The sequence below is a fragment of the Armatimonadota bacterium genome (genome assembly GCA_035527535.1).
In the GTDB taxonomy this organism is placed as follows: domain Bacteria; phylum Armatimonadota; class Hebobacteria.
On record DATLAK010000149.1, the window covers coordinates 38,247 to 58,559 of the forward strand.

The window sequence follows — 20,313 nt, forward strand, 5'->3', positions numbered from 1 at the left end:
CGCGGCGCATAACCGGGGGGGCGTCGGCGGCGCCGACAAGGGGAAGCAGATGTCAGCCATTCCTACGATCGCCCGCGATATGACCATTCTCGGGTTGGATATCGGCACCAACCTGATCAAGGTGGTCGAGATGCGATCGGCGCGCGGGTCGCTGCAGCTGCTGAACCTGGGCATCCGGCCGACCCCGCCCGAAGTCATCTCTAACGGCGTGATCGTGGATCCGGCGGCACTGGGCAGCGCGATTCGCGGGCTGGTGCAAGCTCAGGGCATCCGGACGCGGGCCGTCATCGCCTCCGTCGCCGGCCAATCCTCGCTGGTGGTGCGCCACATCGAAGTGCCCAAGATGTCACGCGCCGAACTTGCGGACACCATGCGTTGGGAGGTGGAACGACAGATCCCCTTCGCCGCCAGCGAGGTCATCATGGACTATCAGCCCCTGATCGAGCCGGAGGAACTGCCCGAGGACCGGCAGAACATGGAGGTGCTCCTGGCCGCCGCCCAGGAGGACATGGTCAACGCCTACCTCGAGACCTTCCAGGTCGCGGGGCTGCAGCCGCGGGCGCTCGACATCGAGGGCCTGGCGGCCACGCGCGCCCTGGTCAACCTGCGGGCCGCCGACGGGCTCCACGACCAGACGGTGGCACTGGTAAACATCGGCGCCACCACCACCGATATCAGCATTATCCGCGATGGGCTGCTGAGCTTCAACCGACCGGTGCCGATGGCGGGCGACAGCCTCACCAACGCCATCAGCGAGAACCTCGGTCGCGACCTGGGCGAGGCCGAGCGCCTGAAGAAAGAAGTCGGCGTGGTCCTCCTCGACCAGCGGCCAACCGCGGCGGTGCCCGCTCCCGCCGCGCCGGAGGCGGAGCAGAAGACGCCCGGTGCGGCCGCGGCCGAGCCCCCCGCAGACGAGCACGCACCCGAGTTTGACCTCGCCGCGGAGCTCGACGACATTGCGCCGCAGCAACGGCAGGCGCAGCCGGCCCCCGAACAGATTTTCGACCTCAGCCGCCCGCCGGAGGTTGCCCCTTCGGCGGAGCCGGCGGCGAAGCCCGAACCGGCAGCGGCCGGCGCGCCGGCCGAGGCGTCTGCGCAGCCGCGTCCCGGCATACAGCTCAGCACCGAGGCGGTCAGCCGCCGGGTCTTCGAGGCGATGCTGCCGGCGTTGTCGGAGCTGGTGAGCGAGATTCGGCGCTCCCTGGACTACTATCGGTCGCGCTTCCCCGACTCGGCGGTGGACCGCGTTCTGCTCTTCGGCGGAACCGCCAAGCTGGAGAATCTCGCGCAGTTCGTCTCCAACGAAATCGGCATCCAAGTCGAGTTGGCGAACCCGTTGGAACGTCTCGACTTCGTGCCCCCGTTCTACAGCAAGCCCTACCTCGACGAGATCGCGTGCCTGCTGCCCATCGCGTTGGGGCTGGCGACGCGGGACATGCTGGAGTGAGCCGATGATCAAGATCAACCTCTTGCCCGCGCACATCTTGGAGCGCCAGCGCATTCGCTCCGTCATCGTGCTCGTGCTGGTGTTCGTCATCATCGAGGCGGCGATCCTGGGCCTGGTGATGGTGGACATGAAGAGACAGTTGAACGACCAGATGCTCGATCTCGCGCGCTGGGAGAGCCGGGCAAAGCAGGTGGCGAGCGTCCGGGAAGCCACCGCCAACGCCGATCGGGCGGCGCAGTCCTACGGCCGCTGGCGAGTGTGGCTGAACCAGATAGACACCTACCACAATGCGTGGGCCGATACCCTCGGCGAAATCGCGCGATGGATCTACGCCAAGGTGCAGGTGAGCTCGATACAGCCGTCTCCGAACGGGGTGCAGATCGCGGGGAAGACGGACAGCCTGGAATCCTTCCGCCGGGCGTACCTGAATATCTTGCGCTCGCCGATGTACTCGAACGTGACGTTCAGCATCTCGGGCGTCACCGGCGGTTGGCCTCGCGCCGAATCCCCAGCGCCGGGTACCGGGGCTGCGGGGCCGGCGGCCCCCGCCGGCAGGGGGAGAAGCGGGGGGCGAGGCGGAGAGGAAGAAGAGGCGGCCTCTCCGCCCCAGTTCCCGGCCGCTCAAGGCGCACTTCCTGTGGCGCCACCGCCGCCGCGCGACCCCCTGCCGATCGGCGTGACTTTCTCCTGCGTCATGAGGCCCGAGTGGGGAGGGAGGCTGGTTCCACCTCAACCACCCATTCTGCCCGGGACCGTCTCCGGCGTGGGCGGCGGAGCGCCGGGAGCACCAGCGCCGCCCGGCGGTGGTAGTAGCGGCCGTAGCGGCGGCGGGCGCGGCGGGGAATGACGACGCCAGGCGACCGCGGCCGGGAGGACTGCACATGGGCATCTTGTCACGGATAAAGCGATGGCACCTAGTCGCCGTTGGAGGGGTTATCACGGCGGCGATGCTGGTCGCGTTCATTGCGACGTTTCTGCTGCCGACGACGCGGCAGATGAAAGAACTGCGTGACGGCCAATCGGAACAGGAGCAGACATGGCAACGGCTGCCGACGGCCGTCAACGCCCTCAGCGACGCCCAGCAGCGACTGAGGGAGAGCAAGGCGGACACCGAGAAGTTGCTGGCGACGATGCCCAAGATCTCATCGGATCCCTTCCAGGCAATGTTCGATCTGCACGAGGTGTTCAACGACAAGATCGGCCCCCCCGTGTACGACTTCTTCCTCTCGCTGGGCTACGTCGCCAGCGGGATCAGCGTGCCCGCCTCTCCCATGCAGCCGGTGATCGTTCCTCCGCTGATGTCTTTCAACTGGAGTCTGAACCCGCAGATGAAGAGCTTGCCCGCCACCATCAACTTCCTGCGCCGACTCAAGGGCATGCCATACCCGGGCGTCATCAGTAGCATCAGCGTGTCCGGCATGAGCCCGCAACTTAGCGTGCCCATGCCGCTGACCGTCTATGTCGTGACACAGCGGGCATTGGTGCTCGGGGCGCCGGCGCCGGCCGGCGCACCCGCGGCCGCGCCCACCATGGCTGCTCCGCCGTCCGAAAGACGCGGCGGTGGCCGCGGTGCGGAATGATGAGCACGGAACTCGACATCGCCGCCTGCCGTCACAGGTAGGGAGAGGATAATGAGCGCCAAGGACAAGCAGAAACTGGCGATTGCGGTGGGACTGGTGGTGGTCGTCGCCGTCGCGCTGTACTTCCTGGTTCTGCGCAAGCCGGCCCCGGAGGCCGAGCTTGCACCTCCCCCCATAGCGGCGCGCCCAGTGGCGCCCCGACCGGCGCCGATCGCCGCGGCCCAAGTTCTGGCCGCGGCCCAGGCGGCCAAGCCGCTGGAGCTCTCCCGGCCGGATCCGTTTGAGCCGCTGATCAAGCAAATCGAGCCCATATGGCCGGTCGGTCAGCGGCCGCCCGTGGCGGCGGAAGAGGTGGGTATCGGGCCCGTCGTCGCCAACCTGCTGCCGCTCGACATCCCCGGCGTGCGGGAATCGCGGCGTATGGCCGGGGTGCTGTGGAATGAGCATGTGTGGGCCATCATCGAGACCGAGAGGACGACCGCCGTCGTGCAGCCGGGCGACGTGGTGGAGGGGAATACGATACGGGCGATCAGCCCGCAGGGGATGATACTAACCACCAAGCGGGGCATGATCGACGAGGTGAAACTGCAGGGACGCATTCCGGCGGCGGTAGCGGCCGTGCCGGTGAGCGCACCTGCCGGGCGGCCGGCGCTGCCGGGAATGGGCGTGCCCCAGGTAGCTGCCCCGCCGTCCAGAGGAGGCGGCGGCCGTGGTATGGAATGATGAGCACGGAACTCGACATCGCCGCCTGCCGTCACCGGTAGGGAGAGGATAATGAGCGCCAAGGACAAGAGGATCCCGGGGATGTCCGGGAGCGCTCGGGGCACGGCGCGTGCGGTGGGGGAAGACTTGCCGTAGCGGTCGTGCGCAGGTATAATCGCAGCGGCCGCCATCGGCGGCAGGGAGGTACGTGATGCGCACATTGACACTGATGGTAGCGTGGGGCCTGGTGCTGGCGCTAGCAGTCGGCGCCGCGTTCGCGCAGCCGGAGCGCATTTCGCTCACCCTCAAGGACGCGGACCTGCAGAGCGCGCTGACGATGCTGTTCAAAGACACGGGTAAGAGCTTCGTCATCGAGAGCGGAGCGCGCGGCGATATCAACGTCAGCCTCTATGACGTTCCGTGGGAGCAAGCGTTGCGGGCGACCCTGGAGAGCGTGGGCGCCACCTACGTCAGGGACGGAGATATCTACCGCATCCGCCCCGCGGTCATGCCGCTTCCTCCCGCTCCGCCCCCGCGTGAGGTGAGCAAGCTGGCGGCGGCGGGATTCCCATCTCTGCCGGCGCCTTCCAGCGGCGCGCCTACTGCTGCGGGTGCCATCTATCTGGGGTTCATCCCCGTGCGCCACGCGTCCGTCACCGATATGGCGCTGTGGTTCGGTGGCACCGCGGTCTATCCCACCACGACGTCCATGCCCGGGATGATGGGTTACGGGATCGGTCAGACGGGCACGATCGGTGGCGGCGGCTATCCGGGTCAGCTTGGTGGCGGCGGCTATCCGGGTCAGCTTGGTGGCGTGACGGGGCCCGTCGGTGGGTATACCAGCCCGTACACGGGCGGCGGCTCGACCCAGAGCGGGAGGGGGTAAGAGGAAAGCTGAGGCTGACCGCAGAAGAGGGTGGTTTGGCCGAGGCCAGGCTTTGTCGAGCGGCCGCAGCGGGGAGCGCCGCGGCCTACGTGCGGCACAGCGGGTCGGCCTTGCGGGCCTGGGCGATGTAGGCAGTTGCCGAGCACGGTTGCGGCGAATGACCCCTGGCAGCGACAGGAAGCCGCCGGGCCAACTAGGAGGGTGCTGATGACAAGAAGAGCGAGGCGCGGGCTGAGTATCCTCGCGCTGACTATCGCGGTCGTCGCAGCAGTGGCGCTGCCCGCAGCGGGTGATCAGAACGGGGCCGCGACCCCACTCGACATGACGTTGAAAGACGCATCGCTGCAAGAGGTGCTGCGCGCGATCGCCACCGCGCAGGGCGCGGACATCGTCATGACCGACGACGTCCAGGGCACGATCTCGCTGTCGGTGGCGCAGAAGACCGCCGAGGAGATACTGGATCTCATCGCCTCCACCCGCAACCTGCACTGGTGGAAGGAGAACGGGGCCTACGTCGTGAGCGGGCAGCCCCGCAGCGTCAGTACCGACTCGCACATCGGCGAAAGCGCATCCCCGAAAACGGCCCGCGCCGCCAACCAGCGCGTGGTCATCCCCCTGCGTTTCAACAACGCGCAGGATCTCGCTTATCAGTTCGGCGGCGCCGCGGAACCCTATACCCCTTCCTCCCGCAGCTTCGATGAGATCATCTATCCCTACGGTCCTCCGGGGCAGCCGGTAGGCAACCGCGTGGAGGGCGCGCAGCCGCAATCGCCCCGGGCGAAGACCGCCGCCGTCCCGCGCAATCCCTATGATGAGCTGAGGCAGCGAGGCGGCGGCATAGAGGAGATGCAGCCCACCGCGGGAACGCCGGCCGGCCCGGGGGGTGAGGAGGAAATGGTGACGGCCGGCGGGCCCCTCGGCCATCTGCTCCCGGCGGAGCTGTCGCCGCCGGTTGCGTACGCCCCCCTCAACGCGCTCATCGTGCAGGGGCCGATGGAGGCGATCGAGGAGTTTCGCAAGCTGGTCGAGCAGCTGGATGTGCGCGTGCCGCAGGTGATGGTGGAGGCACAATTCGTGGAGATGCGCGTGGATGACGCCCGCCAGTTCGGCATCAATTGGAGCTGGATCGGCGGCGAGACGGGGGTGGACGTCACCGGCCAGTCCACCGGCGGCAACGTCGGCATCTCCTTCGTCAAGGGTCGCTTCACCGCGCTCCTGCAGTCGCTGCTCGACACCTCGCGCGCGCGCATCATCAACGCGCCGCGGCTCGCCACCATGAACATGCAGCGTGTCGCCTTCACCATCAGCCGCACCTTCTTCTACTTCACCAGCGACACCGTCGTGCAAACGCCGACGTTCGCCGGCAGCCAGGTCTTCACCACCAGCCGGCTTAATGCGCTGCCGGTGGTCACCACCTTCGAGATCATGCCCCAGGTCAACGGCGACGACTCGATCACGGTTGACGTCAGTACCATCATCTCCGATGTGGCGGGGTTCATTACCGGGCCCAACGGCGAGAAGATACCGGAGCCGACGGCGACCGCGCTGCCGACGCGGCTGCGGGTGCAGAACGGCGAGACCATAGTCATGGGCGGATTCGTCCGCAAGAACGTCAGCGAGACCAAGCACAAGGTGCCGTTGCTGAGCGACATCCCGATCATCGGCAAGTGGCTGTTCACGGGCAGCAGTTTCACCCAGAGCGACAGCGAACTGCTTATTTTCCTCACCGCCCGCATCATGGAGGAGAAGGGCGATACGGCCGCCCGCGAGGAAGGCGGTTCGTCTTTCATGACGATGCCCCTGGGGCAATAGCCGGCAGGCGGCGGGGCAGGCGCGCGATTATCCGAGGCGGCGCCATGCAGGCGCCGCCTCGCCGCTGTTGAGGGGTTCCCGGCATGAGGCTGCTAAGTGCGGGCGAGAGCCACGGTCCAGGCTTGGTCGTCATCCTCGACGGCGTGCCCGCGGGCCTCGCGCTCGAGGCCGCCGACATCAACCTGCAACTGCGGCGGCGCCAGGGCGGCTACGGTCGCGGCGGGCGCATGCGCATCGAGCAGGACGCGGTCGAGATTCGCTCGGGCGTCCGCTTCGGCGAGACCATCGGCAGCCCGCTGGCGCTGCTCATCGCCAACCGCGACTGGGAGAACTGGCGCGCCGTCATGGCCGTCAGCGGCGAGCCGGTCGGGGATCCGGTTACGGTGCCGCGACCGGGCCATGCTGATCTCGCGGGGGCGCTCAAGTATGGGCGGCGCGACCTGCGCGACGTGCTGGAGCGCGCCAGCGCGCGGGAAACCGCTGCCCGGGTCGCGGCGGGCGCCGTCGCCCGCAAGCTGCTTGCGCGGCTGGGGGTCGAGATTGGGAGCCGCGTGCTCGCCATCGGGGCGGCCGAGGCGCGCATCGCCGATCAGCGCCCCTGGCGGGAGCTGCAGCAAGCAGCCGAGGCGAGCGACGTCGGGTGTGCCGACGACGACGCGGCGCAACGCATGCGGGCCGAGATCGATGCCGCGCGCGAGGCCGGCGATACCGTGGGGGGAGTGTTCGAAGTCACCGCACAAGGCGTGCCGCCGGGTTTGGGTGCCTTTGCGCAGTGGGACTTGCGCCTGGACGGGCGCCTGGCGCAGGCCTTCATGAGCATCCCGGCGATCAAGGGCGTGGAGATCGGCATCGGCTTCGCGGCCGCGCGGGTGCGCGGCAGCGCCGCCCACGACGCCCTCGTTCCCGGCGAGGGAGCGCGCGGCGTCAGCCGGCCCACCAACCGCGCGGGCGGCATTGAAGGCGGCGTCACCAACGGTCAGCCAGTGGTGGTGCGCGCCGCCATGAAGCCGATTCCGACGCTGACCGCGCCCCTCGATTCGGTGGATCTGGCCACCGGCGAGCCCGCGCCCGCGCACGCCGAGCGCTCGGACGTATGCGCGGTGCCCGCGGCGCGGGTGGTGGGGGAGGCGATGATGGCGCTGGCGCTTGCCGACGCCGTCACCGACAAGTTCGGCGGCGACACCATGGCGGAGATCGAGCGCAACCTGCGCGCCTATCTCGACTCACTTGCTGCGGGGATGGGCCCGTAGATGGGCAACATCGCCCTCATCGGCTTCATGGGCACCGGCAAGTCCGAGGTCGGCCGCGTGATCGCCCGCCGCCTGGGCCTTGAGTTCGTGGACTGCGACACCCGCATCGAGGAGCGCACCGGAAGCAGCATCGCCGACATCTTCCGGCGCGCGGGCGAGGAGCGCTTCCGCCGCCTCGAACGAGAGGAGATCGCGCGCGCATCGCGCAAGTGGGGCCTGGTGGTGGCGACCGGCGGTGGCGCGCCCAAGGATCCTCGCAACCTCGAGGCGCTCAAGGCGGCCGGGCTCGTCATCTGCCTGACCGCGCGCCCCGAGGTCATCTGGGAGCGCACGCGGACCACCAGCGAGCGCCCACTGCTGGCGGTACCCGATCCCCGCGCCCGCATCGCCGAGCTGCTCGCAGAGCGCCGCTCCTGCTATGAGCAGGCCGATCGCTGCATTGACACCTCCGACTGCACCGTCGAGCAGGCGGCCGAGGCGGTATTCAACGTCGCCACCACCGTTGACGTGGCTCTCGACGCCCGCAGCTACCGCATCATCATCCGCCGCGGGGCGCTGGACGAGCTGGGCCCGCTGGCGGCGCCCGCGGCCGCGGGACGGCGCGCCGCGGTCGTCGGCAACCCCCGCGTGCTGCGCCTCTACGGCGAGCGGGCGCGGGCGAGCCTGGCGGCCGCTGGCATCGAGGGCGTGGAGCTCTCCGTGCCCGCGGGAGAGCGGCACAAGACGCTGCGCCGGCTGGGGTTGCTGCTGGAGCAGATGCTCAAGATCGGCCTCGATCGCGACTGCTGCGTAGTCGCGATCGGCGGCGGCGTCATCGGCGACCTCGCCGGCTTCGCCGCCGCGACCTATATGCGGGGAATACCCTACCTGCAGGCGCCGACCAGCCTGCTGGCGCAGGTGGACAGCGCGGTCGGCGGCAAGGTGGCGGTGGACCTGCCCCAGGGCAAGAACCTGGCGGGCGCGTTCCATCAGCCGGCGGGGGTGGCCGCGGATCTCGACACCCTGGCCAGTCTGCCCGCGCGCGAGTTGCGCCAGGGGCTGGCCGAGGTCGTCAAGCACGGCGTCATCGCCGACCACCGCTTCTTCGAGTATCTCGAGTCGCATCGCAAGCCGCTGTTGGCGCGCGACCCCGCGGTGCTGCTACACGCGGTGCGTCGGTCGTGCGAAATCAAGGCGGAGGTCGTGAGCAGGGACGAGACCGAGCAGGGCCTGCGCGCGATCCTCAACTACGGGCACACCTTCGCTCATGCGCTGGAGACCTGGGGCGGGTACCGCCGCTACCGTCACGGCGACGCGGTGGCAATCGGCATGGTGGCGGCGGCGCGGCTATCTGCACAGCGAGGGTGGCTGCCCGCCGCCGACGTCGAACGCATCCGGGCGCTGCTGGTATTGTTGCGCCTGCCGGTGGGCACCGACGCGCCGCCGGAGGAGGTCATGCGCATCATGGCGGCCGACAAGAAAGCGCGCGGCGGCCGCTTGCGCTTCGTCCTGCCGCGCGCCATCGGCGAGGTGGCGGTCGCCGACGACGTGCGCCCGGAGGAGATTATGCAAGCGCTCGCGCCCGACCAGGCTGGCCGTTGAATCGGGTTTCAGCCCCGGGCCTCGCGAGTTGGGGTCCCGTCAAGGGGGTGACACTGTGGCGTCGCCTGAACCGCCGCCCGTTGCGTGTCTGTGGTGCGGTGCGCGCTTCCCGCCAGGGACGGAAAACTGTCCGCGCTGCCGGCGCGCAGCGCCGGCAGGCGACTTGAGTTCCCTGACGGGCGGCTCGCAGCGCGCACAGGAGAGTGGCGAGGCTGCGCGCGGCCGACGCGCCGGGGCTCCACAGCCGAACAAGGGGGATCGGTATCGAGCGACCCCGCTGCCGCCGGCGCGGGGGCAAGAGGCGTTTGGCAGTTGGGCCAACATCATTGTCACCGCCCGCGCCGACCCGCTCTTCGGCGTCTTGTTGGGGCTGATAAGCGCAAACGTGTTGCTTCAGTTGCTAGGGCAATCGTGGCTGGGCACGGCGGTTGCGGGGGCGATTCTGTGGGGCGTGGTGACGTTTCGGTGGTGGGGATATGTCCTGGGCATGTTCGGGGCGGGCATCGGCGTGCTGTTGGGATTGGCGTTCGCGATCGGCGCCAGGGGCGAGGGCTCGCTTAGTGCGATCATCCTGGTGGCGATCAACGGTTTCGCCCTCGTCGTGCTCTACACCAGGCGGGATCGCTTCGACTAACAAGGAAGAAGCCACTGCGGCGGCTTGAACGATGGACATGCTCTACGACTTCCATACCCACACGTTCATGAGTGACGGCGCGCTGGCGCCGATCGAGCTCATCCGCCGCGCCGCGGTTAACGGCTACAGCGCCATCGGCATTTCCGACCACGCCGGCCCCGGGACGATGGAGGCCGCCATCGCCGGCGCGCTCGGGGACTGCGAACTGGCGGCCGCGCACTGGGGTATCATCGCCGTCGCGGGGGTGGAATTGACGCATGTCCCCGCCGGTGCCATCGCCGAACTGGCGCGCGCCGCCAAGCAGGCTGGCGCGCTCTACGTCGTCGTGCACGGCGAGTCCCCGGTCGAGCCGGTCGAACCGGGCACCAATGGCGCAGCGGCCGCTTGCCCCGACGTGGATATTCTCGCTCACCCGGGTCACATTAGCCCCGAAGTGGCTGCGGCAGCGGTCGCAAACAACGTCTTCCTCGAAGTGACCGCCCGCCAGGGGCACAGCCTGACCAATGGCCACGTCGTCCTGATCGGCCGGGCGGCGGGCGCCAGGTTCCTGGTCAACAGCGATGCCCACGCGCCCGGCGATCTGCTGACGCGGGATAAGGCGGAATCGGTGGCTCGTGGTGCCGGCTTGAGCGACCATGAGGTGCGCCAGGTGCTGGACGACAACCCGCGCGAGCTGCTGCGGCGCCTGGGGCTGGGGCCCGCGTGACCCCCGGTGGGGTGCACACCCCCGGTGGGCCGCGGTCGGTGAGCAGGGACTCCCGCTGCGACCTGTGGGTGCTGTCCGCCGCGTTTTTCTTCATCTTCATGGGCACGGGCGCCCTGCAGCAGTTCCTCATCCCCTACCTGGAGCAAACGACGCCGTGGGGGGCAATGCGCTCGTCGCTGGTGCTGGCCACCGTGTATCTGGGATTGATCGTCTGGCGGGTGCTGGGCGGCTATGCCATTCGCGCGTTCGGCGACTACTGGGCGATGGTCGTCGGGGCGACCACCTACACGCTGTTCGCGTTGGTGCTGCTGGTGTACCCACGCCAGTGGGCGCTGCTGGGGGCGGCGTTCGCCTGGTCATGGGGGGCGGCGCTGCTGTGGATCACGAGCAGCGCACACGTACTCGACGCCTCCCGTCGCGAGCACTATGGGCGCGCCGCCGGCATGTTCTACGCGGCGACCCATTTCGGGTTCGTGATCGGCGTGGTGGTGCTGGGGCTGCTGCTGCGCGGGGTCGGGGGGCGCGGCATGCTGCTGGGCGCCATCGGCCTCACCGGCGTCGGCAACGTGATTTGCCTGTTGGTGCCGCGGCGACGCTTTCCGCGCGACCTGCCGAGTTTCACCGCGGTGCTGCGCGTTGCGGTCGGCCGTGCCGGGCGGACACTGAGCTTGGTGCAGCTCGCGGCCGCCGCCGGCTTCGGCCTGCTGCTGGGTGTATTCGCCTCCGCCATCAAGCACGACTTCGGCATCGCCGCGGTGGCGCCCATCACCATGGCGTTCTACGTGATGCGGGCGGTGATCAGCCCCTTCGCCGGAGCGCTGTCAGACCGCCTAGGGCGCGCCCGGGTGATGGCCGGCGGCTTCGGCCTGGGCGGGGTGGCGCTCTTGATTGCGGCAGTGGCCCCCGGCGCGGCGACGTTGACGCTCGCGGCGGCGGCGCTGGGCGGCGTCACCGCGACAGTGCTGGCGGCAGTACTCGCTTTCGTAGGTGACACCGCGCAGCCGAGCTCACGCCAGGCGGCGGTGGCCGGGCTCAGCGTGTGGCGCGACCTGGGAGTGGCGATCACCATCCTGCTGGGCCAATACCTGCGGCTAGTATTCCACGGCTACGCGGCGCCGTTCCTTCTGTTCGCTGCGGTGTTCTTCCTCTGCGCGTGGCTGAGCACGAGGCTCTACGCCATTCGCGGCGCCGCGGATACGAGCTTCGGCGGGGACGGCTGCGAACGCAGCCCGGTCGCGGCCGAACATCGGCGGCAGGACTAGTCCCGGCACGCGCCGAATTCATCAAGCGGACCTCGCCCCATTCCCCATGCCTGGAGGTTGAGTTGGAGAAAGCACCGGACGGGCATTTCCTGGCCCAGTACTACCTGGAGTCAAAGGGCGACCCTTCGGCAAGGTTTACCCTGAGCGAAGTCGAAGGGCTCAGGGCAGGCTTGCGGACGGCGGCGGAGAAGATCGCCTCCGAGGAGACCACCGGCAGTTGGGTGGGCGCGGGTGAGCCCACCGATCTGTTCAAGCGCAGCCGCGGCGAAGTCCACCGATACGATGACATCGGCCCCGGCAAGGCCCTCGCCACCATCGCCTACCCGCTCATCAACATGCCGGTGGACCGCTACTTCGTGCCCAGCTTCTGGCTCTTCATGACCGGCGGGCCGCTGTTCGAGCGCATGTTCGTGGATTCGGTGCGGATGGTGGATTTCGCGTTGCCGGAGGCGCTGCTGGAGCAACTGCCCGGCCCCAAGTTCGGCATGAAAGGTTGCCGCGACTTCATCGGCGCCGCCGCTGAGGATCTCATCATCGCCACCATCGTCAAGCCCTGCGCCGGCTTGACCGCGCGCGAGGTGGCGGACAAGTGCCGCGAGGCGGCGCTGGGCGGGATCGAGTTCATCAAGGACGACGAGAAGATGAGCAATCCCGACTACTGCCCGCTGGCGGAGAAGGCGCGGCTGGTCTCGCAGGCGCTGCGCGAGGCCGAGCAGGAGACCGGGCGCAAGGTCATCTACTGCCCGCACATCAGCACCCGGCCCGACGTGATCGTTGACGCGGCGCGCACCGCCGTGGACCACGGCGCCAGCGGGCTCATGCTGAACTGCTTCTCCACCGGATTCCCCGCGATCCAAATCCTGGCCGAGCGCGAGGACCTGCCGGTGCCGATCTACGTGCATACCGGGGGTCGCAGCGCGTGGGGGCGGCACGCCAACTTCGGGGTGGACCTCAAGGTGGTGGCGCGCATGGTGCGGATGTTGGGGGGCGACTTCATGCGCGCGCACATGATTGACGGCTACCTCATCGCCGACACGGCCGAGCGTTCGGTGGAGCTGGTCAACCTGTTCCGCGAGCCGATGGGGCATATCCGCGACATGGTGCCGGCGCTGTCGGGGGGGCTGGGCGCGGACAACCTGGTGCAGAACCTGGAGGCCTACGGCATAGACATTCTGCCCATGGCGGGCGGGGCGATCCTGGGGCATCCCCTGGGCATCCGCGCGGGCGTCACGGCGCTGCGGCAGGCGGCGCAGGCATGGCGGGCCGGGGTGTCCGTCGGAGAGTATGCCAAGTCGCACCCCGAACTCGCTGCCGCCCTGGATGAAGCGCGGAAGTAGGGCCAGCGCCGTTGGTTGCGCAGAGAGCCGTCCTGGTGGGGCGCGAAGAAGGCCGGATTTCGCAGTTCGCAATTCCAGCCCCTTGACAAGCTCTGACCATGCGTTATAATACCTGCCGAGATTGGCACTCTCCGGTCGAGAGTGCTAATCGCCATTAATGTTTGGGGAGGTGACAGCATTGATTCAACCGTTGGGGGAGAAGGTGGTCGTGAAGCCGGGCCCCGAGGAAGAGAAGACCGCGACGGGCATCGTGCTTCCCGACACCGCCAAGAAGAAGCCCCAGGAGGGGGAGGTGGTCGCGGTCGGCAGCGGCAAGCTGCTGGACAACGGCCAGCGGGCGCCGATGCAGGTCAAGGTCGGCGACACGGTGATCTACTCCAAGTACGGAGGCACCGAGGTGCAGGTCGATGGCACCGACTACATGATCCTGGATGAGGATTCGATCCTCGCCGTGAAGTGACGGCGCAGCCGTCATCCTGAGCGCAGCGAAGGATCTCGCTCACGCACGCAAGGTTCTTCGCCTTCGGCTCAGAATGACATTCTCTCGGACAAGTCAGCGTGCCAAGCATCAGGAGGTAACCGATGGCATCCAAGATTCTGGCTTACAACGAAGACGCACGGCGCGCGCTCGAGCGCGGAGTCAACGCAGTGGCGCGCGCGGTCAAGGCGACGCTGGGTCCCAAGGGGCGCAACGTCGTGCTCGACAAGAAGTGGGGTTCGCCCACCATCACCAAGGACGGCGTCACCGTCGCCAAGGAGATCGAGCTGGAGGATCCCTACGAGAACATGGGGGCGCAGCTGGTCAAGGAAGTCGCCTCCAAGACCAACGACGTCGCCGGTGACGGCACCACCACCGCCACCGTGCTGGCGCAGGCGATCGTCAGCGAGGGCATGAAGCTGGTCGCCGCCGGCGCCAACCCGATGATGCTCAAGCGCGGCATCGAGCGCGCGGTGGAGAAGGCGGTGGAGGAGATCAAGAAGCGCTCCATCCCCGTCGCCGGCAAGGCCGAGATCACCAACGTCGCCGCCATCGCCGGCAACGAGCGCGAGATCGGCGAGTACGTCGCCGACGCCATGGACAAGGTCGGCAAGGACGGCGTCATCACCGTCGAGGAGTCGAAAGGCACCACCACCTCGGTGGACATCGTCGAGGGCATGCAGTTCGACAAGGGCTACATCTCGCCCTACTTCGTCACCGACCCCGAGCGCATGGAGGCGGTGCTGGAGGATCCCTTCATTCTCATCCACGAGAAGAAGATCAGCGTGGTGGCGGATCTCATCCCGGTGCTGGAGAAGGTTGCTTCCGCGCGCAAGCCGCTGCTCATGATCGCCGAGGACGTCGAGGGCGAGGCGCTGGCGACGCTGGTGGTCAACAAGATCCGCGGCGTGCTCACCTGCGTCGGGGTCAAGGCGCCCGGCTTCGGCGACCGGCGCAAGGCCATGCTCGAGGACATCGCCATCCTCACCAACGGGCAGTTCATCTCCGAGGACCTCGGCATCAAGCTCGAGAACGTGGACACGACGATGATGGGCCGCGCCAAGAAGATCGTTATCACGAAAGAGGACACCACCATCGTCGAGGGCGCCGGCAGCAAGGACGCGGTGCGGGGGCGCATCGCGCAGATCCGCCGCGCCATCGAGGACACCGATTCCTCCTACGACAAGGAGAAGCTCCAGGAGCGCCTGGCCAAGCTCGCCGGCGGGGTCGCCGTGATCAAGGTCGGCGCCGCCACCGAAACCGAGCTCAAGGAGAAGAAGCATCGCTTCGAGGATGCCCTGAGCGCCACCCGCGCCGCGGTCGAGGAGGGCCTGGTCGCCGGCGGCGGCACCACCCTGGTCAACATCGCCCCCGCGCTGGAGAAGCTCAAGGCCAAGGACAACGACGAGAAGGCCGGCATCGCCATCGTCCGCCGCGCCCTCGAGGAACCCCTGCGCGCCATCGCCTCCAACGCCGGCATGGAGGGCTCGGTGGTGGTGCAGAAGGTCAAGGGCCTCAAGGACGGCATCGGCCTTGACGCCCTCACCGAGGACTACGTGGACCTGGTCGAGGCGGGCATCGTGGATCCGGTCAAGGTCACCCGTACCGCTCTCGAGAATGCGGCCAGCATCGCCGCCATGCTCCTCACCACCGAGGCGCTGGTGGCCGAGAAGCCGGAGAAAGATAAGGCCCCTGCCGGTCCTCCAGGCGGCGGCGCGCCTGATTACGACTTCTAAGCGGCGACTGTCATTCCGAGCTGCTCGCGAATTGTCATTCCGAGCGACGCGAGGAATCTCGTCTTCGCGAGACCTTCGGGGATTGACGCAGACTACGGATCGTAGGGGCACAGCATGCTGTGCCCCTACGGCGTAGCCGCCGATGAACGATGCGCGCCGACAAGAGCAAGCATTGCCCGGCATGTGTCCACATCGTCGTTAATCGGCGTCCGTCGGCGGTTTGACTAGAGTAACAACATGAGATGATGGAGATGATGATCAATGCCTCCCGCCCACGACTTGCCCCGCGCATGGGTGCGCCCGGTGAACCCGGAGGAGTATCCGGGGTTTGCGAAGCGTCCGGTCAAGCCGGTCACCCGTGCGGACCTCGATAACCAGTTTCATACCACGGCGATGCGCGCCTTCAACCTCGACCGCGCGCCGCAGGCGCCGGCCCACGAGTTTCGCATTACCGATATCAAAGAGACCCTCGATCTCTATACCAGGGACTATGACTTCGGGCGCGCCATCTGGCCGAACTGGGCATTCCTGTTCGCGGAGAACTGGCGCGAGGCGATTGATGAGATGGCCGCGCGCGAGCTCTACCTGTTTGACGTCTGGAACTACTGCCCGTCGGGCCCGTTCGAGCGCTTCGGTTGCTCGGAGTACCGCGTCCCCGACGACGTGCACCACTACCTCCTGCAACAGATGGGCCCCCGTTTCCTCGGTTATGACAACGGCGAACAGGATGGGCGCTACATCGGCGGCTACGCCAAGCTGGTGTGCCCCGCTCCGGTCACGCGGCGCCAGGCGTATGATGCGTTTTGCCAGTATTTTCGCCAGCTCGGCGACGACCTGCAAAACTACCTCACCGCGCTCAACAGCCTGACCTTCCCGCACTACTTCGCCCAGTTGGGCAACCACCGGCTGCTCGGGACCGAGAGCGCGCAGGCGCTACCCAGCGTCCCCATGTGGTATGCCTTTATCCGCGGCGCGGGCAAGCAATACGGCCTGCTGTGGTTCGGCAACGCCAGCGTGTGGAACCGCTGGGGCGCGAAGTCGCTCGCTGACCTCAACGCCGAAGACACCACTGCGTCCGGCTTCCTCAGGGGCCCCACCGCGGGCACCAGCATGAGCTTGCTGCGCCGCCTGTGGTATGTCCTCGTCATGTACGGCAGCGTCATCATGGGCTTCGAGTCGGGGCACCTGGGCAGCGCGACCGAGGAGCGCACAGTCAACGGCGTCAAGCGGCAAGTGCCGGTGCTGACCGACATCGGCCGCGAGCATCTCCGCGGCGCGCGCTGGTGCGCCGCGCATCCGCACCGGGGTGAGCAGCACACCCCCGTCGCCCTGCTGTGGGACTTCCACGCGGGGTGGGCGCCCCCGCGCCACCTGTACACGGGTGATACGCATCTCGTGTGGGGCAACATGCCCTACGAAAAGGGCGACCACCAGATTGATCTGCTCTTGCGCGAGCTCTACCCGCATTACGAGGACGCGGGTTTCTACCACAGCGAGCGCGGCTTCTTGACCGCGACTCCCTGCGGCGATTCGTTCGACATCCTGCTGTCGGATGCGTCCGAAGAGATTCTCAATCACTATGAATGTGTGGTCGTGCTCGGCGAGACGCGCATCGAAGGAGAGCTGCTGGGCAGACTATCGCGCTACCTCGAGCGCGGCGGGCAGGTGGTGGCGTGCGCCAACCAGCTCGGCGCGGAGGCGCAGGCGCGGTTCGGGGTCGAGGTCGGCGCAGTCGAGGAGGCCTACCACGCCATCATCGAGGGGCACCCATGGCCGATCAACGAATCGCCTTTCCGCATGCACCGCCTGACGTGCGATCCCGCGGCTGAGGTGATCGCGCGCACGCGCCAGGGCGCGCCCCTCGTCGTGCGCAGCAATCATGCGACCGGCGGCTCGACCCTGCTTTTCGCGGCGGAATTCTTCCTCACCAACCCCACGCTCGCCCCCGAACACATCCACAACGAGATCGAGCAGCCGCTGCCCTCGCCCTATGCCATCCTCGAACACGTGAAGGCGATCCTGCTGCCCTACCTGCGTTCCTCTAATCTGGTTGCGGTGGAGGGGTCACCCATCCAGTTCCTGGTCAATGTCACCGAGCGCGCCGACCGCCTGGTGGTGACCCTGTGCAACAACTCCGCCGAGCCTTGGGAGGGTGCGCTTCGCCCCCGGCGCGCGCGCGTGCGAGAGGCGACCGATTGGATGACCGACCGACCGCTGCCGGGCGGCGACTGCGTGCGGGTGCAGGTGCCGCCGCTGGAGGTGGTGGTCGTCGAGCTGCTGCTCGACGGTGCGGCATTCGAGGTCCGGCAGTGAAGGACCCCCGGCGCGAGTTGATGCACGCGGCTGCGGTCGCGACAGGCGCGGCGGCGCTCGCTGCCGAGCCGGTCCTCGGCGTGGAAGGAGATGATGCAATGTCGCCCGCGGTCAACCCCGTTTACCTCACCGGCTCGAGCGAAGGATGGCCCCTGAAGCAATTGGCGGCGGCGGGCTACCGCGGCCTGGAATTGACCCCCGCCTGCCTCGATAACCTCTCCCACTGGCAGCCGGCGGCAAGAAAGGCCGGCCTGCGCGCCTTGTGCGTCAATGCCATGGACGAGCTGCGCCCGTACCTGACGGGCAGCCTGTCGGACGCGGTCGAGCGCCGCCGCCGCGACACCCTGCGCCGGCTCCTGTGCACCCTGGCGAAAATGCGCGAGCAGGGGATTCCCTTTCTAGTGGTCGCACCGAGCCGCCTCGCTGAGGTTTACCAGTCGGTGGACGAGGCGCGCCCTTTGCTGGTCGAAAGCCTGCGCGAGCTGGCGGCGGCAGGAGACACGACGATTCTGCTCGTAGCGGCGCCGTTTCGCCTGTTCGCCTCCTCCGCCGAGACCGCCGCGATAGTGGATGAGGTGAACCGGCCCAATGTCGCCGCGGCCCTCGATGTCGGCCACGCGCTGCTGAGCGACGAGAGGCCGGCCGCCGCGGCGAAGAGGCTAGGCAAGCGGCTGCGCTACGTGCAGGTGCATGACGCGGATATTCGCCCCGGCGTCATGCGCCTCGACCGCCATCTGCCATTGGGCGACGGATCGCTGGAAAAGGAAGAGGTCCGCGCCGCCGTGGGTGTGCGGCCGTTTGCCGTCGGCATCACCCCCGCCGCAGATCCCCTTGACACCGCCCGCGCGGCGCTGCGTTGGCTGGGGTAGGGGCGACCTGGCGGATGGGCCTGCGGGCGGCGCGCCGGATTACCACTTCTGGTAGCGACTGTAATTCCGAGCGAGGCGAGGCATCGCGTCGTCACGAGACCTTCGCGGATTGACGCAGCTCCATCGGCAGTACGACGCAGACCTCGCGAGCGATGTGCCGGCCGAAGGATTCCTCGGCTGGGACGCGATGACGGTAGATGTTCCGAAGGACGAATCCGCCATCGTCTGCATGCACTTCGCGAACTTCGGCCTGGACGAGAGGCTGCCCTACGGTCCGGAGACGTTTTCACCCTCCGGTACCGGGTGCAAGAATAAGTACTTCAGGATGGCCGCCATGAGAGCCATGAGGCTGACCGGGATTCGCCGGATGGAGATGATGGAGGTCCCCACGCCCCGTATCACCGCCGACGACCAGGTCCTGATCAAGATGGCCGTGGTGGGGGTCTGCGGTTCCGACGTGCATTACTACGGTCAGGGACGCATCGGCCGCCAGGTCGTCGAGTATCCTTTCACCGTTGGACACGAGGGCGCGGGCGTCGTCCAGGAAGTCGGAGCCGCGGTCACCCGGGTGAGGCCCGGCGACCGCGTAGCCATCGAGCCTGCGATGTCGTGCCGGGGGTGCGACCAGTGCCTCGCCGGGCGGCCCCACACCTGCCGGAACCTGCGCTTCCTCGGCTGCCCCGGGCAGGCCCAGGGGTGCCTTTCCGAGTACCTGGTGATGCCGGAGACGAGCTGCTTCCCGATCGCTGCCAGTCTCACTCTGGACGAGGCGACGCTGTCCGAGCCGCTGGCGATCGGCGTTTATGCGGTCAAGCAAGCGATCCCCATGCGAGGGGCGAAGATAGGCATACTCGGCGCCGGGCCCATCGGCCTGAGCGTCTTGCTGTGCGCCAGGGGGCAGGGAGCGGCGGCGATCTATGTAACCGACAAGCTCGACGAACGCCTGGCGTGGGCGACGAAGATGGGCGCCGACTGGGTCGGCAACCCCGACCGGCGCGATGTGGTGGCTGCGGTCAGCGAGCGCGAGCCGGGGGGGCTCAGCGCGGTCTTCGAGTGCTGCGGCGACCAGGAGGCCCTCGACCAGGCGGTGGAGATGCTGACGCCGGGCGGCAAGCTCATGCTGATCGGCATACCGGCCACCCAGGAGCGGGTCTCTTTCGACCCCGACAGCCTGCGCCACAAGGAGATCTGCATCCAGAATGTCCGGCGCCAGAATCACTGCGTCCAGCTCGCGCTGGATATGCTGGCGCGCAAGGACTGCGATGGCAAGGTGATGATCACGCATCGCTTCAGGTTCGAGCGTAGCAACGAAGCGCTTGACCTCGTCGCCGGCTACCGCGATGGCGTGGTCAAGGCGATGATAGACATCGAGTGACTTGACGCCGCGCCCTGCTATCTCTCGTGGCGCGTCCTTTAGCACGCGCAGCAGATCAATCCGGGTCTCCGCATATTCCTGTCGCAACCAGCGTTCATCTGAGTCAACTTGTCCGCCGGCACCTTTGTCGCAACGCAGAAGCCGGCCTTCCGCCCGGTTTCTCTAACCCAGATTATGCATTCCGAGCGTGAAGAGCTCACCCAGCGGGTGTGTCATCCCGAGCAACGCGAGGGATCCCCTACCGGGGTTGCTCGCGGCTGGAATCGCTGATCTTGCGCATCCCCGATAGGGGATTCCTCGGGCGCGTCGCTTCCTCGGAATGACATGCCCGAAGCTTTACGCATA

The 20,313-nt window shown here is 67.8% G+C and carries 17 protein-coding genes; all 17 read left to right on the plus strand.

All coding sequences use genetic code 11. From position 1 onward, the window contains the following. Window positions 1–49 precede the first annotated feature (49 nt). Window positions 50–1,447, plus strand: a complete 1,398-nt coding sequence (gene pilM / locus VM221_10405) for a type IV pilus assembly protein PilM (GenBank protein HUT75226.1) — start codon at window positions 50–52, stop codon at window positions 1,445–1,447. 4 nt (window positions 1,448–1,451) lie between these two features. After that, window positions 1,452–2,294 (plus strand): hypothetical protein, encoded by an 843-nt coding sequence (locus VM221_10410; protein HUT75227.1) that lies wholly within the window; start codon window positions 1,452–1,454, stop codon window positions 2,292–2,294. Between the two features lie 34 nt (window positions 2,295–2,328). Further along, a complete protein-coding gene (locus VM221_10415; protein ID HUT75228.1) occupies window positions 2,329–3,027 on the plus strand; it encodes a hypothetical protein in 699 nt (232 codons plus the stop codon). Between the two features lie 51 nt (window positions 3,028–3,078). Then, on the plus strand, window positions 3,079–3,750 hold the full coding sequence (locus VM221_10420) for a hypothetical protein (GenBank protein HUT75229.1): 672 nt from the start codon (window positions 3,079–3,081) through the stop codon (window positions 3,748–3,750). A 190-nt stretch (window positions 3,751–3,940) separates the two neighbouring features. Continuing rightward, window positions 3,941–4,615: a hypothetical protein gene (locus VM221_10425; protein HUT75230.1), complete on the plus strand. Its 675-nt coding sequence runs from the start codon at window positions 3,941–3,943 to the stop codon at window positions 4,613–4,615. Window positions 4,616–4,822: 207 nt separating this feature from the next. Continuing rightward, window positions 4,823–6,427: a hypothetical protein gene (locus tag VM221_10430; protein HUT75231.1), complete on the plus strand. Its 1,605-nt coding sequence runs from the start codon at window positions 4,823–4,825 to the stop codon at window positions 6,425–6,427. An 83-nt stretch (window positions 6,428–6,510) separates the two neighbouring features. After that, window positions 6,511–7,677 (plus strand): chorismate synthase, encoded by a 1,167-nt coding sequence (aroC, locus tag VM221_10435; protein HUT75232.1) that lies wholly within the window; start codon window positions 6,511–6,513, stop codon window positions 7,675–7,677. After that, window positions 7,678–9,258: a 3-dehydroquinate synthase gene (gene aroB, locus VM221_10440; protein ID HUT75233.1), complete on the plus strand. Its 1,581-nt coding sequence runs from the start codon at window positions 7,678–7,680 to the stop codon at window positions 9,256–9,258. A 163-nt stretch (window positions 9,259–9,421) separates the two neighbouring features. Continuing rightward, window positions 9,422–9,892 carry a hypothetical protein gene (locus tag VM221_10445; GenBank protein ID HUT75234.1) on the plus strand — a complete coding sequence of 157 codons (471 nt, stop codon included), beginning with the start codon at window positions 9,422–9,424 and terminating at the stop codon, window positions 9,890–9,892. A gap of 31 nt (window positions 9,893–9,923) precedes the next feature. Beyond that, complete coding sequence (locus tag VM221_10450) at window positions 9,924–10,598, plus strand: histidinol phosphate phosphatase domain-containing protein (protein HUT75235.1); 675 nt, start codon at window positions 9,924–9,926, stop codon at window positions 10,596–10,598. A gap of 38 nt (window positions 10,599–10,636) precedes the next feature. Then, window positions 10,637–11,860: an MFS transporter gene (locus VM221_10455; GenBank protein HUT75236.1), complete on the plus strand. Its 1,224-nt coding sequence runs from the start codon at window positions 10,637–10,639 to the stop codon at window positions 11,858–11,860. Between the two features lie 62 nt (window positions 11,861–11,922). Then, window positions 11,923–13,197, plus strand: a complete 1,275-nt coding sequence (locus VM221_10460; protein HUT75237.1) for a RuBisCO large subunit C-terminal-like domain-containing protein — start codon at window positions 11,923–11,925, stop codon at window positions 13,195–13,197. Between the two features lie 157 nt (window positions 13,198–13,354). Further along, window positions 13,355–13,657, plus strand: coding sequence for a co-chaperone GroES (gene groES / locus VM221_10465; protein ID HUT75238.1), 303 nt, complete (start codon window positions 13,355–13,357; stop codon window positions 13,655–13,657). Between the two features lie 122 nt (window positions 13,658–13,779). Continuing rightward, a complete protein-coding gene (gene groL / locus VM221_10470; protein HUT75239.1) occupies window positions 13,780–15,411 on the plus strand; it encodes a chaperonin GroEL in 1,632 nt (543 codons plus the stop codon). Window positions 15,412–15,672: 261 nt separating this feature from the next. Continuing rightward, window positions 15,673–17,724, plus strand: a complete 2,052-nt coding sequence (locus VM221_10475) for a hypothetical protein (protein HUT75240.1) — start codon at window positions 15,673–15,675, stop codon at window positions 17,722–17,724. Continuing rightward, window positions 17,721–18,593: a sugar phosphate isomerase/epimerase family protein gene (locus tag VM221_10480; GenBank protein HUT75241.1), complete on the plus strand. Its 873-nt coding sequence runs from the start codon at window positions 17,721–17,723 to the stop codon at window positions 18,591–18,593. The genes VM221_10475 and VM221_10480 overlap by 4 nt, the downstream gene beginning before the upstream one ends. Window positions 18,594–18,702: 109 nt before the next feature. After that, window positions 18,703–19,968, plus strand: a complete 1,266-nt coding sequence (locus VM221_10485) for an alcohol dehydrogenase catalytic domain-containing protein (protein HUT75242.1) — start codon at window positions 18,703–18,705, stop codon at window positions 19,966–19,968. The last annotated feature ends 345 nt before the right edge of the window (window positions 19,969–20,313 follow it).